At 70.3% G+C, this 18447-nt stretch carries 15 protein-coding genes; 13 read left to right on the top strand and 2 right to left on the bottom strand.

The window, feature by feature from the left end; genetic code table 11:
- The first annotated feature begins 425 nt into the window (after window positions 1-425).
- From OG496_RS25960 to OG496_RS25925, 8 genes are all read left to right on the top strand, one after another.
- Window positions 426-1232, top strand: a complete 807-nt coding sequence (locus OG496_RS25960; RefSeq protein WP_405972587.1) for a TIGR03084 family metal-binding protein — start codon at window positions 426-428, stop codon at window positions 1230-1232.
- Window positions 1229-2974, top strand: coding sequence for an acyclic terpene utilization AtuA family protein (locus tag OG496_RS25955; RefSeq protein WP_405972586.1), 1746 nt, complete (start codon window positions 1229-1231; stop codon window positions 2972-2974). The genes OG496_RS25960 and OG496_RS25955 overlap by 4 nt, the downstream gene beginning before the upstream one ends.
- The gene (locus OG496_RS25950; protein ID WP_405972585.1) at window positions 2971-4569 is read left to right on the top strand and encodes an acyl-CoA carboxylase subunit beta; all 1599 of its coding nucleotides are present in this window, start codon (window positions 2971-2973) and stop codon (window positions 4567-4569) included. Before OG496_RS25955 ends, OG496_RS25950 begins: the two co-directional genes overlap by 4 nt.
- Window positions 4570-4574: 5 nt before the next feature.
- Complete coding sequence (locus tag OG496_RS25945; protein WP_405972584.1) at window positions 4575-6452, top strand: biotin carboxylase N-terminal domain-containing protein; 1878 nt, start codon at window positions 4575-4577, stop codon at window positions 6450-6452.
- A gap of 68 nt (window positions 6453-6520) precedes the next feature.
- The gene (locus OG496_RS25940; protein WP_366498903.1) at window positions 6521-7651 is read left to right on the top strand and encodes an acyl-CoA dehydrogenase family protein; all 1131 of its coding nucleotides are present in this window, start codon (window positions 6521-6523) and stop codon (window positions 7649-7651) included.
- A gap of 88 nt (window positions 7652-7739) precedes the next feature.
- Window positions 7740-9308 (top strand): 4-coumarate--CoA ligase family protein, encoded by a 1569-nt coding sequence (locus OG496_RS25935; RefSeq protein WP_405972583.1) that lies wholly within the window; start codon window positions 7740-7742, stop codon window positions 9306-9308.
- The gene (locus OG496_RS25930) at window positions 9305-10042 is read left to right on the top strand and encodes an enoyl-CoA hydratase family protein (protein WP_405972582.1); all 738 of its coding nucleotides are present in this window, start codon (window positions 9305-9307) and stop codon (window positions 10040-10042) included. Before OG496_RS25935 ends, OG496_RS25930 begins: the two co-directional genes overlap by 4 nt.
- On the top strand, window positions 10030-10647 hold the full coding sequence (locus tag OG496_RS25925) for a TetR/AcrR family transcriptional regulator (RefSeq protein ID WP_366498900.1): 618 nt from the start codon (window positions 10030-10032) through the stop codon (window positions 10645-10647). Before OG496_RS25930 ends, OG496_RS25925 begins: the two co-directional genes overlap by 13 nt.
- A gap of 120 nt (window positions 10648-10767) precedes the next feature.
- Here the strand turns inward: OG496_RS25925 and OG496_RS25920 are convergent, their stop codons facing one another.
- A complete protein-coding gene (locus OG496_RS25920; protein ID WP_366498899.1) occupies window positions 10768-11880 on the bottom strand; it encodes a citrate synthase 2 in 1113 nt (370 codons plus the stop codon).
- A gap of 192 nt (window positions 11881-12072) precedes the next feature.
- Between OG496_RS25920 and pdxH the strand changes: the two genes are divergently transcribed.
- The 3 genes from pdxH to OG496_RS25905 all read left to right on the top strand — a co-directional run bounded on the left by pdxH (window position 12073) and on the right by OG496_RS25905 (window position 15182).
- Window positions 12073-12753 (top strand): pyridoxamine 5'-phosphate oxidase, encoded by a 681-nt coding sequence (pdxH, locus tag OG496_RS25915; protein ID WP_405972581.1) that lies wholly within the window; start codon window positions 12073-12075, stop codon window positions 12751-12753.
- Between the two features lie 341 nt (window positions 12754-13094).
- Window positions 13095-13583, top strand: a complete 489-nt coding sequence (locus OG496_RS25910) for a GNAT family N-acetyltransferase (protein ID WP_405972580.1) — start codon at window positions 13095-13097, stop codon at window positions 13581-13583.
- A 183-nt stretch (window positions 13584-13766) separates the two neighbouring features.
- Complete coding sequence (locus OG496_RS25905; RefSeq protein ID WP_366498897.1) at window positions 13767-15182, top strand: PAS domain-containing protein; 1416 nt, start codon at window positions 13767-13769, stop codon at window positions 15180-15182.
- 37 nt (window positions 15183-15219) lie between these two features.
- On the opposite strand, the gene OG496_RS25900 is transcribed toward OG496_RS25905, so the two are convergent.
- Window positions 15220-15975: an SIS domain-containing protein gene (locus OG496_RS25900; RefSeq protein WP_366498896.1), complete on the bottom strand. Its 756-nt coding sequence runs from the start codon at window positions 15973-15975 to the stop codon at window positions 15220-15222.
- 260 nt (window positions 15976-16235) lie between these two features.
- On the opposite strand from OG496_RS25900, the gene OG496_RS25895 reads away from it, so the two are divergent.
- Window positions 16236-16928, top strand: coding sequence for a metal-dependent transcriptional regulator (locus OG496_RS25895; protein WP_019057324.1), 693 nt, complete (start codon window positions 16236-16238; stop codon window positions 16926-16928).
- A 597-nt stretch (window positions 16929-17525) separates the two neighbouring features.
- The gene (locus OG496_RS25890; RefSeq protein WP_405972579.1) at window positions 17526-18383 is read left to right on the top strand and encodes an alpha/beta fold hydrolase; all 858 of its coding nucleotides are present in this window, start codon (window positions 17526-17528) and stop codon (window positions 18381-18383) included.
- Window positions 18384-18447: the final 64 nt, after the last annotated feature.

Genomic DNA, 18447 nt, shown 5'->3' with positions numbered 1-18447 from the left:
CAAAGCCTGCGACAGTGGTTAGATTTACCCCCGGCTTCCCGCAACCACCCACCCACCGTCGGCCGCCGAGCCCACCGGCGTGTTGGCGAGACGTGAGCGCCCCCACGCACCGGCCCGGAACCCAGTACAGACAAGGGGATCCCTCCCTGGCCACCCATCCCTCGGGGCCGCCCGCTCGCTTCTCAAACGGGATTGCGTGAGTTGAGTCAAGGGTGGAGCGCAGCGCAATCGGCGCAGCCGACGCGACCGCAGGGAGCGCCCTTTACTCGACTCACGCAATCCCGACACTGACCAAGAAGCGGGCGGCCCAACGGTCACATCACAACCCAGGCCCAGAGCAACTCCCCATTCCACCCACTCATCCCCGCTCACCCAATAATGCAAGCACGCTTGATTGTTTCTGATCCCCCTGCCATGCTCCCCCCATGTCCGATCCGACGCGCGTGTTCGACGACCTGCGTGAGGAGAGCGCGGAACTCGACCGGCTTGTGGCCGAGTTGAGGCCGGAGGGCTGGGCCTTCGAGACGCCCGCTGCCCGCTGGACCGTCGCCCACCAGATCGCCCACCTGGCCTGGACCGACCACTCCGCCCTGCTCGCCGTGACGGACGAGGAAGCGTTCCGGGCGCTGGTCGAGAAGGCCCTCGCCACTCCCGAGACGTTCGTGGACGAGGGGGCGCAGGAGGGGGCCGCGAAGACGCCCGCCCAGCTTCTCGCCGACTGGCGGGCCGGGCGGGCCGCACTCCTGGCGGCCCTGTACGCCGCACCCACAGGAACCCGCTTCCCCTGGTACGGGCCACCCATGTCGGCCGCCTCCATGGCCACCGGTCGGCTTATGGAGACCTGGGCCCATGGGCAGGACGTCGCCGACGCGGTCGGTGTGGTCCGGCCACCTACAGATCGGCTCCGGCATGTGGTGCGCATCGGTGTGCGTGCACGTGACTTCGCCTTTGGTGCGCATGGGCTCACCCCGCCGAGCGAGGAGTTCCGGGTGGAACTCCACGCTCCCTCCGGCGAGGGTGAGTTGTGGGTCTACGGCCCCGAAGACGCTCCGCAGCGCGTCACCGGCCCCGCCCTCGACTTCTGCCTCCTCGTCACCCAGCGCGCCCACCGCTCCGACCTCGCGGTGGAGGCGGTCGGCGCAGATGCCGATCGGTGGCTCGACATCGCCCAGGCCTTCGCGGGACCCCCCGGCGCCGGGCGCCCGCCGAAGTCGAAGGGGGCCGGACAGTGACGTCCGCCGTCGCCCCCCTCCGCATAGGCAACGCCTCCGGCTTCTACGGCGACCGGTTCGACGCCCTGCGCGAGATGCTCACCGGCGGCCAACTGGACGTCCTCACCGGTGACTACCTCGCCGAGTTGACCATGCTCATCCTGGGTCGGGACCGGCTGAAGGACCCCGGCGCCGGGTACGCCCGTACCTTCCTCAAGCAGTTGGAGGAGAGTCTCGGGCTCGCCCAGGAGCGGGGGGTGCGGATCGTCACCAACGCCGGGGGGCTCAATCCCGCCGGACTCGCCGACGCCGTACGGAAGTTGGCCGACCGGCTCGGGATTGCCGTACGGGTCGCGCATGTCGAGGGGGACGATCTCGCCGGGCGGTATCCGGATGCCCTTGCCGCGCACGCCTATCTCGGTGGCTTCGGGATCGCCGCCTGTCTTGATGCGGGGGCCGATGTCGTGGTCACCGGGCGGGTCACCGATGCCGCCCTGGTCACCGGGCCTGCCGTCGCTCACTTCGGATGGGGGGCCGGCGACCACGACCGGCTCGCGGGGGCCGTGGTCGCCGGGCATGTGCTGGAGTGCGGGACCCAGGCGACCGGCGGGAACTACGCCTTCTTCACCGAGCACGCGCCGGAGAAGCTCCGCCGTCCCGGCTTTCCACTCGCCGAGATTCACGACGACGGGTCCTGCGTCATCACCAAGCACCCCGGCACGGGCGGAGTCGTGGACGTCGGTACCGTCACCGCGCAGCTCCTCTACGAGACGCACGGCGCCCGGTATGCCGGACCCGATGTCACCGCCCGCCTCGACACCATCCGGATCGGGGAGGACGGGACCGGGACCGGGGACGGGGACGGGGACGGGGACGGGGGCGATCGGGTGCGGATCGAGGGCGTGCGAGGGGAAGCTCCGCCGCCGACTCTCAAGGTCGGGCTCAACCGGCTGGGCGGCTTCCGCAACGAGGTCACCTTCGTGCTGACCGGGCTCGACATCGAGCGCAAGGCCACGCTCGTCCGGGAGCAGATGGACGCCGCGTTCGACGAGGGGAACGCCAAGTCCCGCCCCGGTGAACTCCGTTGGGATCTCGCCCGTACCGACCATGCGGACGCCTCCACCGAGGAGACCGCCAGCGCACTGCTGCGGCTCGTCGTGCGGGATCCCGATCAGGAGGTCGTCGGGCGGGCGTTGAGCGCCGCCGCCGTCGAGCTCGCACTGGCCAGTTACCCCGGCTTCCATGTGCTGACCCCACCTGGAAAGGGAGCGCCCTATGGCGTCTTCGATGATGTGTATGTCCCCCATGGGGCCGTCAACCATGTGGCCGTCCTCCACGACGGGCGCCGGATTGCTGTGGCCCCGGCCCACCACACCCGCGTACTGGAAGACCTTCCGCAGCCGGCCCTCCCCGAGCCTCTGGGGGACGGGCCCACGACGCGGGCGCCCCTTGGTCTGGTCGCCGGGGCCCGTAGCGGTGACAAGGGAGGGAACGCCAACGTGGGGGTGTGGGCGCGTACGGATGAGGCGTGGCGCTGGCTCGCCCATGCGCTGACCGTCGAGCAGTTCAAGCAACTCCTGCCGGAGACCGCCGAGTTGGGCGTTACGCGGCACGTCCTGCCCAACCTGCGCGCCCTCAACTTCGTCGTCGAGGGGATTCTCGGCGAGGGCGTCGCCGCCCAGCACCGTTTCGATCCGCAGGCCAAGGCCCTGGGTGAATGGCTGCGTTCCCGTCGTCTGGACATACCGGAGGTCCTCCTGTGACCGTCCTCCCGACCGCCCTGGACACCAACGGTCCCGACTACACGGCCAACCGCCAGGCCATGCTCGCCAGACTCGGCGAACTCGACACCGAGCACGCGAAGGCTCTCGCCGGTGGCGGGCCGAAATACGTCGAACGGCACCGTAAACGCGGCAAGTTGCTCGCCCGCGAACGCATCGAACTGCTCCTCGACCCCGACACCCCCTTCCTCGAACTGTCCCCGCTCGCCGCCTGGGGCAGCGACTACGCGGTCGGCGCCTCGCTCGTCACCGGCATCGGGGTGGTGGAAGGCGTGGAGTGCCTGATCACCGCCAACGACCCGACCGTGCGCGGCGGAGCCAGTAATCCCTGGTCGCTGAAGAAGGCCTTGCGCGCCAACGACATCGCCCTCGCCAACCGCCTCCCCTGCATCAGCCTCGTCGAGTCCGGAGGCGCCGATCTCCCCTCCCAGAAGGAGATCTTCATCCCCGGCGGCGCCATCTTCCGTGATCTGACCCGGCTTTCCGCCGCCGGCATCCCGACGATCGCCGTCGTCTTCGGCAACTCGACCGCCGGCGGCGCGTACATCCCCGGCATGTCCGACCACGTGATCATGGTCAAGGAGCGCGCGAAGGTGTTCCTCGGCGGGCCGCCCCTCGTGAAGATGGCGACCGGCGAGGAGAGCGACGACGAGTCGCTCGGCGGCGCCGAGATGCACGCGCGCGTCTCGGGCCTCGCGGACCACTTCGCCGTCGACGAGCAGGACGCGCTGCGGCAGGCGCGCCGCGTCGTCGCCCGCCTCAACCACCGCAAGGCGTACGGCGATCCGGCCCCGGCGGCACCTCCCAAGTGCGACGAGGAGGAACTCCTCGGCATCGTCCCGGGGGACCTCAAGACCCCCTTCGACCCGCGCGAGGTCGTCGCCCGCCTCGTCGACGGCTCCGACTTCGACGAGTTCAAGCCCCTCTACGGCACGAGCCTGGTGACGGGTTGGGCCACCCTGCACGGCTATCCGGTCGGCATCCTGGCGAACGCCCAAGGGGTCCTCTTCAGCCAGGAGTCCCAAAAGGCCGCCCAGTTCATCCAGTTGGCCAACCAGCGCGACATCCCGCTCCTCTTCCTGCACAACACCACCGGTTACATGGTCGGCAAGGAGTACGAACAGGGCGGCATCATCAAGCACGGCGCGATGATGATCAACGCCGTCAGCAACAGCCGCGTACCGCATCTGTCCGTGCTCATGGGCGCCTCGTACGGCGCCGGCCACTACGGCATGTGCGGCCGCGCCTACGACCCCCGCTTCCTCTTCGCCTGGCCCAGCGCCAAGTCCGCCGTCATGGGCCCCCAGCAGCTCGCCGGCGTGCTCTCGATCGTCGCCCGGCAGTCGGCCGTAGCGAAGGGGCAGCCCTACGACGAGGACGCGGACGCGGCGCTGCGCGCCATGGTGGAGCAGCAGATCGAGTCCGAGTCCCTGCCGATGTTCCTGTCGGGGCGGCTGTACGACGACGGTGTCATCGACCCGCGCGACACCCGCACCGTCCTCGGCCTGTGCCTGTCCGCCATCCACACCGCGCCCTACGAGGGCGCGCGCGGTGGCTTCGGCGTCTTCCGGATGTGACGGCCATGACCGATGTGAGGGGCCACGTGATTTCGACCGTCCTTGTCGCCAACCGGGGCGAGATCGCCTGCCGGATCTTCCGCACCTGCCGCGAGCTCGGCATCCGCACGGTCGCCGTGCACTCGGACGCCGACGAGAACGCGCTCCACGCACGCGTGGCCGACGCGACGGTACGACTGCCCGGCTCGACGCCCACGGAGACCTATCTGCGCGGGGAGTCGATCGTGAAGGCGGCCGTCGCGGCGGGCGCGGACGCCGTCCACCCCGGCTACGGCTTCCTCTCCGAGAACGCCGACTTCGCCCGCGCCGTCCAGGCCGCCGGCCTGCTCTGGATCGGCCCCCCGCCCGAGGCGATCGAGGCCATGGCCTCCAAGACCCACGCCAAGCAACTGATGGGCATCGCCTCCTTGGAGCACGTCACCGAGGCCGACCTGCCGGTCCTGGTGAAGGCGGCGGCGGGCGGCGGCGGGCGTGGCATGCGGGTCGTGCGCCAACTCGCAGACCTGCCATCCGAGTTGACGGCGGCACGGGCCGAGGCGCTGAGCGCCTTCGGCGACGGCGAGGTCTTCGTCGAGCCCTACGTGGAAGGCGGCCGACACGTCGAGGTACAGATCCTCGCCGACACCCACGGCACGGTCTGGTCCCTCGGCACCCGCGACTGCTCTCTCCAACGCCGCCACCAGAAGGTGATGGAGGAGTCCCCGGCACCCGGCCTCTCCGATCAACTGGCGCAGGAACTGAGCGAGTTGGCTGTACGTGCCGCCCGCGCGGTCGCCTACGAGGGTGCCGGAACGGTCGAGTTCCTGATCTCCCCCGACGGCAAGGCGCACTTCCTGGAGATGAACACCCGCCTCCAGGTCGAACACCCCGTCACGGAGGCCGTGTTCGGCATCGACCTGGTAGCCCTGCAACTGCGCATCGCGGAGGGCGAACCCCTCGAAAGCGACCCCCCGAGCGCGCGTGGCCACGCGATAGAGGCCCGCCTCTACGCCGAGGACCCGTCCCACGACTGGACCCCCCAGACCGGAACCCTGCACCGCATAGCCGTCCCGACCGGCGTCCGCCTCGACACCGGCTACACCGACGGCGACGACATAGGCATCCACTACGACCCGATGCTCGCCAAGGTCGTAGCCCACGCCCCCACCCGCGCCGAGGCCCTCCGCAAACTCGCCGGAGCCCTCGAACAGGCAACGATCCACGGCCCGATCACCAACCGCGCCCTCCTCGTCAACTCCCTGCGCCACAAGGAGTTCACGACGGCCCACATGGACACGGGCTTCTACGACCGCCACCTCCCGGAACTCACGGAGGCCGCCCCCGACCCGCACGCCCCCCTCGCGGCGGCCCTGGCCGACACCCACGGCCGCTCCCGCTTCGGAGGCGGCGGCTGGCGCAATCTCCCCTCCCAGCCCCAGACCAAGCGCTACACCATGGCCGGCGAGGAACACGAGGTTCACTACCGCCACACGAGGGAGGGCCTGACGGCGGACGGGGTGCGCGTCATCCACGCGGACGCCGGCCTCGTCGTACTCGAAGTGGACGGCGTACGACGGAAGTTCGAGGTAGCGCGCTACGGCGACAGCGACCAGGTGTACGTGAACGCGTCGACCCTGACGGCCCTGCCCCGTTTCCCCGACCCCGCCGCCCAACTCGCCCCCGGCTCACTGCTCGCTCCCATGCCGGGCACGGTGGTGAGGATGGCGGAGGGCCTGGTCGTAGGAGCCCAAGTAACCGCAGGCGAGCCCCTGTTGTGGCTGGAGGCGATGAAGATGGAACACAAGATCACAGCCCCCACCACCGGCACGCTGACGGCCCTGCACGCCGAGCTGGGCCAGCAAATACAGGTCGCTTCTCTGCTGGCGGTAGTGAAGCCGACTTAGAGGCGCGGGGCTGTATCCATATGCGGCTACCGCCGCGCGAGCGCGACCAGCCACGACGAGGGAGCCACATGCCCACCACCGAAACCGAAGAACACAAGGCCCTACGTTCAGCCGTCTCCGCCCTGGGCAAACGCCACGGCCGCACCTACGACCGGGAGCAACTCTGGTCGGAGGCAGCAAAACTCGGCTACCTGGGCGTCAACCTCCCCGAGGAATACGGCGGCGGCGGAGGTGGCATCTCCGAACTCTCCATCGTCCTGGAGGAGTTGGGAGCCGCGGGCTGCCCCCTCCTGATGATGGTCGTGTCACCGGCAATCTGCGGAACAGTGATCGCCCGCTTCGGCACAGAAGCCCAAAAACAAACCTGGCTCCCCGCGCTGGCGGACGGCACCCGCACCATGGCCTTCGGCATCACGGAACCGGACGCCGGTTCCAACAGCCACCGCATCACCACCACGGCCCGCAGAGACGGCACGGACTGGCTCCTCACCGGCCGCAAGGTCTTCATCTCCGGCGTGGACCTGGCCGACGCGACCCTCATAGTCGGCCGCACGGAGGACTCCCGCACAGGCCGCCTGAAGCCCTGCCTGTTCATCGTCCCGCGAGACGCAGAGGGCTTCACGCGCCGCCAGATAGACATGGAACTCCAGGCGGTGGAGAAGCAGTTCGAGCTGACGCTGGACGACGTGAGGCTCCCCGCCGACGCACTGGTCGGAGACGAGGACGCCGGTCTGCTCCAACTCTTCGCCGGTCTCAACCCCGAGCGCATCATGACCGCCGCCTTCGCGATCGGCATGGGCCGCTACGCGCTGGCCCGAGCCGTCGAGTACGCGCGCGACCGCACCGTATGGGACGCCCCCATCGGCGCCCACCAGGCCATCGCACACCCCCTCGCCCAGGCGCACATCGACCTCGAACTCGCCCGCCTGATGATGCAGAAGGCGGCGTATCTGTACGACGCCGGTGACGACGTGGGCGCGGGCGAGGCCGCCAACATGGCCAAGTACGCGGCCGGCGAGGCGTGCGTGCGGGCCGTGGACCAGTCCGTGCACACCCTCGGCGGCAACGGCCTCACGCGGGAATTCGGGCTCGCTTCGTTGATAACCGCCGCGCGCGTGGCTCGTATTGCTCCGGTGAGCCGGGAGATGATTCTCAACTACGTCTCCCACCAGACCCTGGGCCTCCCCAAGTCGTACTGACCCGAGGCCCGAGGCTCGAAGCCCACCCGAAGCCCGCGACCCGAGGCCCGCCCGAGGGGCCCCGCGCCAGTCCGCGCCAGGAGGAACCATGTTCCGCAGCGAGTACGCAGACGTACCGGCCGTCGAACTCCCCATCCACGACGCGGTGTTGGCCCGGGCCGCCGAGTTCGGCGACGAACCCGCGCTGGTGGACGGCACGGACGGCACCACCCTCACGTACACCCAACTCGACGCGTTCCACCGGCGGATCGCGGCCGGCCTCGCGGACGCGGGCGTGCGCAAGGGGGACGTGCTCGCCCTGCACAGCCCCAACACGGTCGCTTTTCCGCTGGCGTTCTACGCCGCCACGCGCGCGGGTGCCTCCGTCACGACGGTGCACCCGCTCGCCACCCCGGAGGAGTTCGCCAAGCAGCTGCGCGACTCCGAGGCCCGCTGGATCGTCACCCTGTCACCCCTGCTGGACGCGGCACGCCGTGCCGCCGAACTCGCGGGCGGCGTCGAGGAGATATTCGTCTGCGACAGCGCGCCCGGCCACCGCTCCCTCGCCGACATGCTCGGCTCCACGGCCCCTGAGCCGACGGTCGACATCGACCCCGTGACAGACGTGGCGGCCCTCCCGTACTCCTCGGGCACGACCGGCAGCCCCAAGGGCGTGATGCTCACCCACCGCCAAATAGCAACAAACCTGGCCCAGTTGGAGCCCGCGGTCCCCACCGGCCCCGGCGACCGCATCCTCGCCGTCCTGCCCTTCTTCCACATCTACGGTCTGACGGCCCTGATGAACGCCCCCCTGAGGAAGGGCGCCGCGGTCGTGGTCCTCCCGCGCTTCGAGCTGGAGACCTTCCTCGCGGCCATCGAGAACCACCGCATCACCGGCCTCTACGTGGCCCCGCCCATAGTCCTGGCCCTCGCCAAGCACCCCGCGGTCGCGCAGTACGACCTCTCGTCCCTCAAATACATCATCAGCGCCGCCGCCCCCCTCGACGCGAACCTCGCCGCCGCCTGCTCACAGCGCCTGGGCCTCCCGCCCGTAGGCCAGGCGTACGGCATGACGGAACTGTCCCCGGGCACCCACGTGGTCCCCGTACGGGACATGCCGACCGCACCCCCGGGAACCGTCGGCAAACTCATCGCCGGCACCGAGATGCGGATCGTCTCCCTCGACGACCCCGACAAGGACCTCGGCATCGGCGAGGCGGGCGAACTCCTCATCCGAGGCCCCCAGGTGATGAAGGGCTACCTGGGCCGCCCCGACGAGACCGCCGCGATGATCGACGAGGACGGCTGGCTGCGCACCGGGGACGTCGGCTATGTGGACGACGGCGGCTGGACGTTCGTCGTGGACCGCGTGAAGGAACTCATCAAGTACAAGGGCTTCCAGGTGGCCCCCGCCGAACTGGAGGCCCTCCTGCTCACCCACCCCGGCATCGCCGACGCGGCCGTCGTGGGCGAGTACAACGACGACAACAACGAGGTCCCGCACGCCTACGTGGTCCGCCAACAGACGGCCGTGGACCTCTCCCAGAGCGAGGTCCTGATGTACGTCGCCGAACGCGTCGCCCCGTACAAACGCGTCCGCATCGTCACCTTCATCGACACCGTCCCCCGAGCCGCCTCCGGCAAGATCCTGCGCCGGGAACTGCGAGGCCGCGCATGACGCTGATCGGCCGTGCACGCGCGCGTGGCATCGAGACCCTGAGCCTGGACTCACCGGACACCCGGAACGCGCTGTCGGCCTCCCTGGTAAGCGAGTTGGCGGACGCGCTGACGGAGTGCGCGAAGGACGCCGACGTACGGGCGGTCGTCCTCACCCACACCGGCAACACGTTCTGCGCGGGCGCGGACCTACGGGATCCCCCGCCCCCGGAGTCGCTGGTGGCCCTGCTCCGGCAGATCATCGAACTCCCCAAGCCGGTCGTCGCGCGAGTGACGGGCCACGTAAGGGCAGGCGGCCTGGGCCTGCTCGCGGCCTGCGACATAGCGGCAGCGGCGACCGAGTCCGCCACCTTCGCCTTCACAGAGGTACGGATCGGAGTGGCCCCGGCGGTCATCTCCCTCCCCCTCCTGCCCCGGACGGACCCGCGAGCACTGGCCCGCTACTACCTCACCGGCGAGCGTTTCGACGCGGCGGAGGCGACCCGCGCAGGACTGCTGACGCTGACGGGAGAGGACGTGGACGAAGCCCTCGCACCGATCCTCGACGGTCTGCGCCGAGCCGCTCCCGAGGCCCTGGCCGAGACGAAACGGCTGCTCACGGCTAGGGTGCTGGAAACCTTCGACCGGGACGCGGCCGACCTGACCGCGCTCTCGGCACGGCTGTTCGGCTCCGCGCAGGCCCGCGAGGGGATGACAGCATTCCTCGAACGACGGGATCCCGCATGGGTGGTGTGAGCGCGACGACGGCGCCGGGCGCGGTCGACCGCAGACCCAAGCAGGACCGCAGCCGGGCCACCCGGCAACGCCTCCTGGAAGCCGCCGTGTCCTGCCTCGCCGAACACGGCTGGGCAGGCTCCACGGTCGCCGTCGTGGCCGAACGAGCCGGTGTCTCCCGAGGCGCCGCCCAACACCACTTCCCGACCCGCGAGGACCTTTTCACGGCGGCGGTCGAGTACGTCGCCGAGGAACGCTCCACGGCGCTGCGTTCCCTCTTCCCGCAGGGCGCCGCAGACCGCCGAGTCGTGATCGAGGCACTGGTCGACCTCTACACGGGCCCCTTGTTCCGCGCGGCCCTCCACCTCTGGGTGGCCGCGTCGAACGAGGACCAACTCCGCCCACGGGTAACCGAGTTGGAGGCGAAGGTGGGCCGCGAGACCCACCGCATAGCGGTGGAGTTGCTGGACGCGGACGAGTCCCGGCCGGGGGTACGAGAAACGGTCCAGGGCCTCCTGGACATGGCAAGAGGCCTGGGCCTGGCCAACCTGCTCACCGACGACAGGGGCCGCCGGGAGCGAGTGGTGGCCCAATGGGCGGCTCTACTGGAGCACGCCTTGGGGTGAGGTTCTTAGTGGCGCGGGGCTGTGCCGATGTGCGGCTCCGCCACGTGGGCGCGACCAGCCCACACACACCAGCCTCCACGCACCCGCACCCGCACCCGCACCCGCTCCTCAGGCCCCTCGTCAGTGGGCGATGTCCGAGAACCCCTCGATCGACTGAGGCCCACGAGACTCCGGCCCCACATACCGAGCGGACGGCCGCACAAGCCGCCCCGTCCGCTTCTGCTCAAGAATGTGCGCCGACCATCCCGCCGTACGCGCACACGTGAACATCGACGTGAACATGTGCGCCGGCACCTCGGCGAAGTCCAGCACGATCGCCGCCCAGAACTCGACGTTGGTCGCGAGCACCCGATCAGGCCGCCGCGCATGCAACTCCGCGAGCGCCGCCTTCTCCAACGCCTCCGCGATCTCGAACCGCGGCGCCCCCAACTCCCGCGCGGTACGCCGCAGTACACGAGCCCGAGGATCCTCGGCCCGGTACACCCGGTGCCCGAACCCCATCAAGCGTTCACCCTTGTCGAGCGCCTGCCGGACGTACGCCTCGGCATCCCCGGTCCGCTCGATCTCCTCGATCATCCCGAGCACACGGGACGGCGCACCCCCATGCAGAGGCCCGGACATCGCGCCCACGGCCCCGGACAGCGCGGCGGCGACATCGGCACCGGTGGACGCGATAACCCGAGCGGTGAAGGTAGACGCGTTCATGCCGTGCTCGGCAGCAGAGGTCCAATACGCGTCCACGGCCGCGACATGCTTGGGATCCGGCTCACCCCGCCACCGGATCATGAACCGCTCGACGACCGAGTGCGCCTTGTCGATCTCGCTCTGCGGCACCATCGCGTGCCCCTGCCCCCGCGCGGACTGGGCGACGTACGACAGGGCCATCACGGCGGCCCGGGCGAGGTCGTCGCGGGCCTGCTCCTCGTCGATGTCGAGGAGCGGCTTGAGGCCCCACACGGGCGCGAGCATGGCCAGCGCGGACTGTACGTCGACGCGGATGTCCCCGGAGTGCACCGGGATCGGGAACGGCTCGGCGGCCGGCAGTCCGGGGTTGAAGGCGCCGTCGACGAGCAGCCCCCAGACGTTGCCGAACGAGACGTGACCGACCAGATCCTCGATGTCGACGCCCCTGTACCGCAGGGCGCCGCCTTCCTTGTCCGGTTCGGCGATCTCCGTCTCGAAAGCGACGACTCCTTCGAGTCCAGGTACAAAGGAGGGATCGAGGTCGGACATCAGGCGGCTCCTCATGCTGTGGCTCCACGGTCACGGAGGACTCGCGGGCCGAAGATAGAGACATCAGCACCATAACGCCGAGTGCCACACAAGGGGAGGGTCTACGGCACTGAGTGCCACCCGAACTCGCGACCGCACGCCGCCGCAGGCATCCGCCCCCGCCCGCCCGGCGCCGTACGGCAGGATGATCGTGTGACCGACCGCGATCCCATAGACCGTGATCCCCGCCTCGACCCCGCCGCGATGCGCAAGCAGTACCGCGTGGAGGGCCTCGACGAGAAGGACCTCGCAGCCGACCCCATGACACAGTTCGGCCGCTGGTTCGAGGAGGCGGCGCTCCAGGACCTGGTCTACGAGCCGAACGCCATGGTCGTCTCCACCGCCGACGCCGACGGCCGCCCCAGCTCCCGCACGGTCCTCCTGAAGCACTACGACGCCCAGGGCTTCGTCTTCTACACGAACTACGACTCGCGCAAGGCCCGCGAACTCGGCGCCAACCCGTACGTCTCGCTGCTCTTCCCCTGGCACCCGATGGCCCGCCAGGTCCTGGTCACCGGCACCGCCCGCCGCACCGGCCGCGACGAGACCGCCGCGTACTTCCGCACCCGCCCGCACGGCTCCCAACTCGGCGCGTGGGCCAGCACCCAGTCCGCGGTGATCCACTCCCGAGCCGAACTGGAGTCGTCGTACGCCGACCTGCTCGCCCGCTACCCCGAGGGCGAACAGGTCCCGGTCCCCCCGCACTGGGGCGGCTTCCGCATCGCCCCCCAGTCGGTCGAGTTCTGGCAGGGCCGGGAAAACCGCCTCCACGACCGCCTCCGCTACACCGCGGAACCGGCAGGCACCTGGCGAGTGGACCGCCTGAGCCCCTGACCTCACGGGGCACCCGAAACACAGACGACCCGCGAGCTCAGGTCCCTCCGCCTCACAGCGGGGGAGCCGGCCGGACGTACCGGCGAGCTCGCGGGTCGGGTGACTGCGTTGGGTTAGGCCGGTTGCGCGCAACTCACACACGCTGGTCCGGCGCCGAACCGAGTACGACGGCGGGCCACTAGCCCGCAGTCACCTCTTCCGTCCGGTATTCATACATCTGCCGAACCACCTCCTTTCCGAAGTACTCGCCACCCTAAGAACCCCTCGCCGACGGATCAACCGCTTTTTACGAACCCTGAACTCACTGGACGCGAATGCGCTGGTCACCTAGGTTCCGCCCCATGACCGACCTGCGTATGGAACCGGTGGATCCGGAGGCTGAGGACGCACTCCAGGACTGGCAACACGTCCACAACCTGATCGTGCCGCCCGCCGCGATGTCCCTCGACGAGGTGCGGGAGCGGAGCGGGCGGAACCGGCTGGAGAACGCGTACCTGGGGGACGTGCTCGTGGGCTGCTCCACCGTGCGGCCGCCGCAGGGCGAGGACGCGGTGGCGACCGTCATCGCGCGCGTGCTGCCCGAGTTCCGCCGACGCGGCTACGGAGTCGCCCTCTACGAAAACGGCCTCACACGCGCGCGTGCGCTCGGCGCCGGCGCGATCGAGACCGTCGTCCTGGCCGCCAACACGGACGGGGTCCGGTTCGCCGAGGCCCAGGGTTTCGTCGAGACCGAGCGCTATGTGCTGGACGGTGAGACCGACTTGTGGATCACATTGCGGTTGAGGCACCCCGTGGTCAGGTTCCAGCCGGCGTCGTCCGTAGAGCGGTGAGTTGTTCGTCGAGCGGGAGGCGGGCGGGCATCGGTCGAGTGTGCCGGGGGCGAACCGGCGTCGTACAACGATTCTCTCAATCTTGCGGGAACCCGGTGTGTGCTGCGTCACGTTCGAGTTGAATGAGGGGGAGTGAGTGAATCGACGCGTCGTGTCCGCGGACGCAGCCTGCAGGGGGTCCAGGTGAGTGCTTCCCGGCGTAGTGGGACCACCGATGAGTTGGGTCCCGACGAGCCCGAGCGGGACGGTGGGCCTGAAGGGGTCGGCGGATCCGACCTGTTGGCCGCGTTGCTGGACGGGATGGACGCGGCGCTGTGTGCCTTCGACGCGGACGGGGTGCTGACGCACTGGAACCGCGAGGCGGAGCGCATCCTGGGCTGGACCGCGGCCGAGGCCGTGGGGCGGCAGGGGCTCGCCGGGTGGGCCGTGCGGAGTGCGGACGCCGAGGAGGTCGAGGGGCGGCTCATGTCCGCCATGCAGGCGCCCGGGCGGCAGGTGAATGAGTTCGCCCTGCTGACCAAGGACGGTGGGCGGGTGCTTGTGCGGACCCAGTCCGCCGCCGTGCGCGGGCCCGACGGGAAGCCCGCCGGGGTCTACTGCGCCTTCAGTGAAGTGCATGCCCAGATCGACCTTGAGCGGTCGATCGCCCTGAGTGAGGCGTTGTTCGAGGACGCCTCCTGGGGGGTTGTGCTTGTTGATGCCGATCTGCGGCCCGCCGTCGTCAATTCCCATGCCGCTCGCGCGCTCGGTACCGGGCGTACCTCCGTGCTCGGGCGGCCCCTTGGGGAGTTGCTCGCCCAGGGGGTCGAGGAGTTGGAGGCCGCGCTCACACACGTGCTCGCCGAGGGTGCGCCGCCGGCGCCCGCGGAGATCTGGGTGAGCGTACGGACGCCCGAGGGCAACCTGCGGCGCTGCTGGCGGAGTGGCTTCCTGCGGCTCGCCTCGCCACTCACCGAGGAACCGGTGCCGCTCGGCGTCGGCTGGCTCTTCCAGGACGTCACCGAGGCCAAGCAGCTGGAGCAGGAGGCCTCGCTGCTGCGCTTCCGCGCCCAGCAACTGCACCGCGCCGCCCGCGCCGCCGCCGAGTGCGAGGACCCGCGCGACGCGGCGACCGTCCACCTCGACTTCGCCCTCGCAGGCTTCGCCGACCACGCCCTCATCGACCGGGTCGCGGGCGGATCGTTGAACGATGGTGACGGGGTACGTGCTACGGCCGTACGACTCATCCGGGTCGCCGCTACGCCCACGGGCGCACCCGGCCCCAGCCTGCTCACCGGCGCTGCCGGGCTGCCCGTGCGCTACGGAGAGGGGCATCCCGCCCTGCAGTGCGTCGAACGCGTCGGCTCCGTGCGGGCCAGCATCGGCACCGCCCCGCCCGAACAGGCCCGTGAGTGGGCCCGGGTCAGGCAGTGGCCCACGGACGCCGTGCATGCCCTGTGCGCGGTGCTGCGCAGCCGGGGGCGGACCCTGGGCGTCGTGACGTTCCTACGTGGCGCAGGGCGCAGCCAGTTCGAACGGTCCGACTCGGTCTACGCCGAGGACGTGGCCGTACGGATCGCGGCGGCGCTGGACCTGGCGGAGGCGGCGGGCGAGAAATGAGCCCCTGCCCAGTCGTGAGCCCCTACTAGGCCGCCGCTCAGTACTGGTAGAAGATCCGGTCCCGGTACTCCTCGAACACCCGGCCGTTCCACTCGTGGCCGCCGTCCACGTTCCCGGAGCGCAGCAGTGGCGGCTCGATGCCGCGGTCGGCCAGGGTCGCCGCCGCCGTCGCCATGACCGCCTGGAGGAGGGCCGTGGTGACGGCCGTGGAGGCGGGGGCGAAGGGGGCCGGGATGGTGTCGAGGGTGAGTTCCGCGTCGCCGATCGCGATCTTCGAGTCGAGGACGACGTCGCAGTGGTCCTTCAGGTACGTCCCCGAGGAGTGCCGTGACGTCGTCTCCGAGGCGTATGCCACCGACGTCACGCCGATGACCCGTACGCCGAGGGAGCGGGCCTTCATGGCCATCTCCACGGGGAGCGCGTTGCGCCCGGACAGCGAGATGATCACCAGGGCGTCTCCGGAGCGCAGCGGTGACGTCTCCAGGACGACGCTCGCGAGGCCGTCGACGCGCTCCAGGGCGGAGCCCAGCGTCGCCGGCATGACGTCGACGCCGACGACTCCGGGGACGGTGAGCAGGTTCATCAGGGCGAGCCCGCCCGCGCGGTAGACGACGTCCTGGGCCGCGAGGGAGGAGTGCCCGGCACCGAAGGCGAAGAGGCGCCCGCCGTCGGCGACGGTGTCCGCGAGGAGCGTGCCGGCCGCCTGGACGGAGTCGGCCTCTTCGTCGCGGACCCGCTGGAGGAGGGTGATCGCGGCGTCGAAGAACTGGCCGGCCGGCGTACGGTCGCTCATGCGTAAGCCCCTTCGGTACGGTTGCCATGCGGCTGTGTCGCGGATCACCGTGCGGTCTGGACCAGTGCGCTGTCAATACGGCGGGCAAGGCCGGGGAACCCGGGTGGCGGGCCGCCGCGCAGGGGCCCACAGGTCGCCGTAACCGGCTGGTTTCAACGGCGCGGCACGGTTGTCAGTGGTATGCGTCAGAATTGAGTCCAGGGCCAGCGCACGCGCCGCGGAGCCGTCGAGCTTCGGGCAGAGGTAATCGAGGGGCACGTATGTCCGGACTGATCGACACCACGGAGATGTATCTCCGCACCATCCTTGAGCTTGAGGAGGAAGGTGTGGTCCCCATGCGCGCCCGCATCGCCGAGCGGCTCGACCAGAGCGGGCCCACGGTGAGCCAGACGGTGGCGCGCATGGAGCGCGACGGCCTGGTGGCCGTGGCCAGCGACCGCCACCTGGAGCTGACCGACGAGGGCCGCCGGCTCGCCACACGCGTGATGCGCAAGCACCGGCTCGCCGAGTGTCTGCTCGTCGACGTGATCGGCCTGGAGTGGGAGCAGGTGCACGCCGAGGCCTGCCGCTGGGAGCACGTGATGAGCGAGGCCGTGGAGCGCCGCGTCCTTGAGCTGCTGCGCCACCCCACGGAGTCGCCGTACGGCAATCCGATCCCCGGGCTCGAAGAGCTGGGCGAGAAGGACGGGGCCGACCCGTTCCTGGACGAGGGCATGGTGTCGCTGGCCGACCTCGACCCGGGTGTCGACGGCAAGACCGTCGTCGTACGGCGGATCGGCGAGCCCATCCAGACGGACGCGCAGCTGATGTACACGCTGCGCCGCGCGGGCGTGCAGCCCGGCTCGGTGGTGAGCGTGACGGAGTCGGCGGGCGGGGTGCTGGTGGGCAGCGGCGGCGAGGCGGCCGAGCTGGAGTCGGAGATCGCCTCGCACGTGTTCGTGGCCAAGCGCTGAGCCGGGGGTCGGGGGGCGGGCCGCGCGCTGAGCTGCGGGTCGTCCAACTCGCGGGGCGCGAGGGGTAGTTGTGGCGTCCCGGCGGAGCCGTCGGCGAACTCGGCGAATCCGAGATTCAGTGCGCTGAATCGCAGCGCTCGGGCGCTGCGCGTGCCAGGCTGTCGCGTAAGGCATATGACCGTGAGGGGGACGGGAGGATGTGCCGTAGACGTGGAGAGGGCCCCGGCGCCGCACGGCGCCGGGGCCTGTCCTCCCCTGTGCTGACCCGGAGCCCCGAGCTCTCAAGGTCATCCCCTTCGGACCGGTTTCCCCGAGCGGTCCGCCTCCCGCTGAAGGTCTCCCCTCGGCAGCGGCGATCATTCCCTGAGCCGGGTCACTCGAACGAGGGGTGTTGCGGCCGTAGACGGTATTTTCGAATCTGTATTCGATAACCTGCGGGTGATGAAACCCGCGGGGCATGAGCTGTAGGAAGAGACGAGCGAGAGAAGAGACGGAAGCAAGAGGAAACGGCACAGGCGGCAGAGCGTGGTTCACAGGACCGATGGGCTCGAAGCGGGAGCGAGCGGTCCGTGCGGAGCTAGGGGGGTGCCAGGACCAATGGCGCGGCGCATCGACGTGACTGGAGCAGGCGGCGTACGCCTGGCCGCATGGGAGTTCGCGGACCCGCCCAAGTCGGGGGAGATCGAGCGGGCACCCGGAGTTCTGTTACTGCACGGCCTGATGGGCCGTGCCTCGCACTGGGCGTCCACCGCCCGCTGGCTCTCCGAACGGCACCGCGCCGTCGCCCTCGACCAGCGCGGCCACGGCCAGAGCGACAAGCCGCCCCAGGCGGCCTTCACCCGCGAGGCCTACGTCGAGGACGCGGAGGCCGCGCTGGAGCAGCTGGGGCTCGCTCCGGTCGTCCTCATCGGGCACGCGATGGGCGCGCTCACCGCGTGGCAGCTCGCGGCGAAACGGCCCGATCTGGTGCGGGGGTTGATCATCTGCGACATGCGCGCGTCCGCGCTGGGCGCGGCCTCGCAGCGGGAGTGGGCCGACTGGTTCAAGTCCTGGCCCGTTCCCTTCGCCACGCTCGCGGATGTCCGCAAGTGGTTCGGCGAGGACGACCCGTGGGTCGAGCGGCCGAATCCCTCCCGGGGAGAGTTCTACGCCGAGGTCATGCACGAGTCCGCCGACGGGTGGCGGCCGGTGTTCGAGCCCGAGCAGATGCTGAAGTCGCGGGAGACGTGGGTGTACGACGCGCACTGGGAGGAGTTGGCCCAGGTGCAGTGTCCTTCTCTTGTGGTGCGTGGGCTCGACGGGGAGCTGGGGCGGGCCGAGGCGCAGGAGATGGTGCGGGTGCTGCCGCGGGGGGAGTACGCGGAAGTCGCCGACGCCGGGCATCTGGTGCACTACGACCAGCCCGAGGCCTGGCGGGCGGCTATCGAGCCGTTTCTTGACGGGGTGCTGGTGTGAGTTGGGCGCCTAGGGGGTGGGGGGTTCGGTTGTGTGGCGGGTGCGGGTGCGTTGTGGCTGGTCG

Origin of the sequence: Streptomyces sp. NBC_00988 (assembly GCF_045162645.1) — a bacterium.
GTDB lineage: Bacteria > Actinomycetota > Actinomycetes > Streptomycetales > Streptomycetaceae > Streptomyces.
The sequence above is the reverse complement of the archived record's forward strand: the minus strand, read 5'-3'. Positions and strand labels throughout refer to the sequence as shown.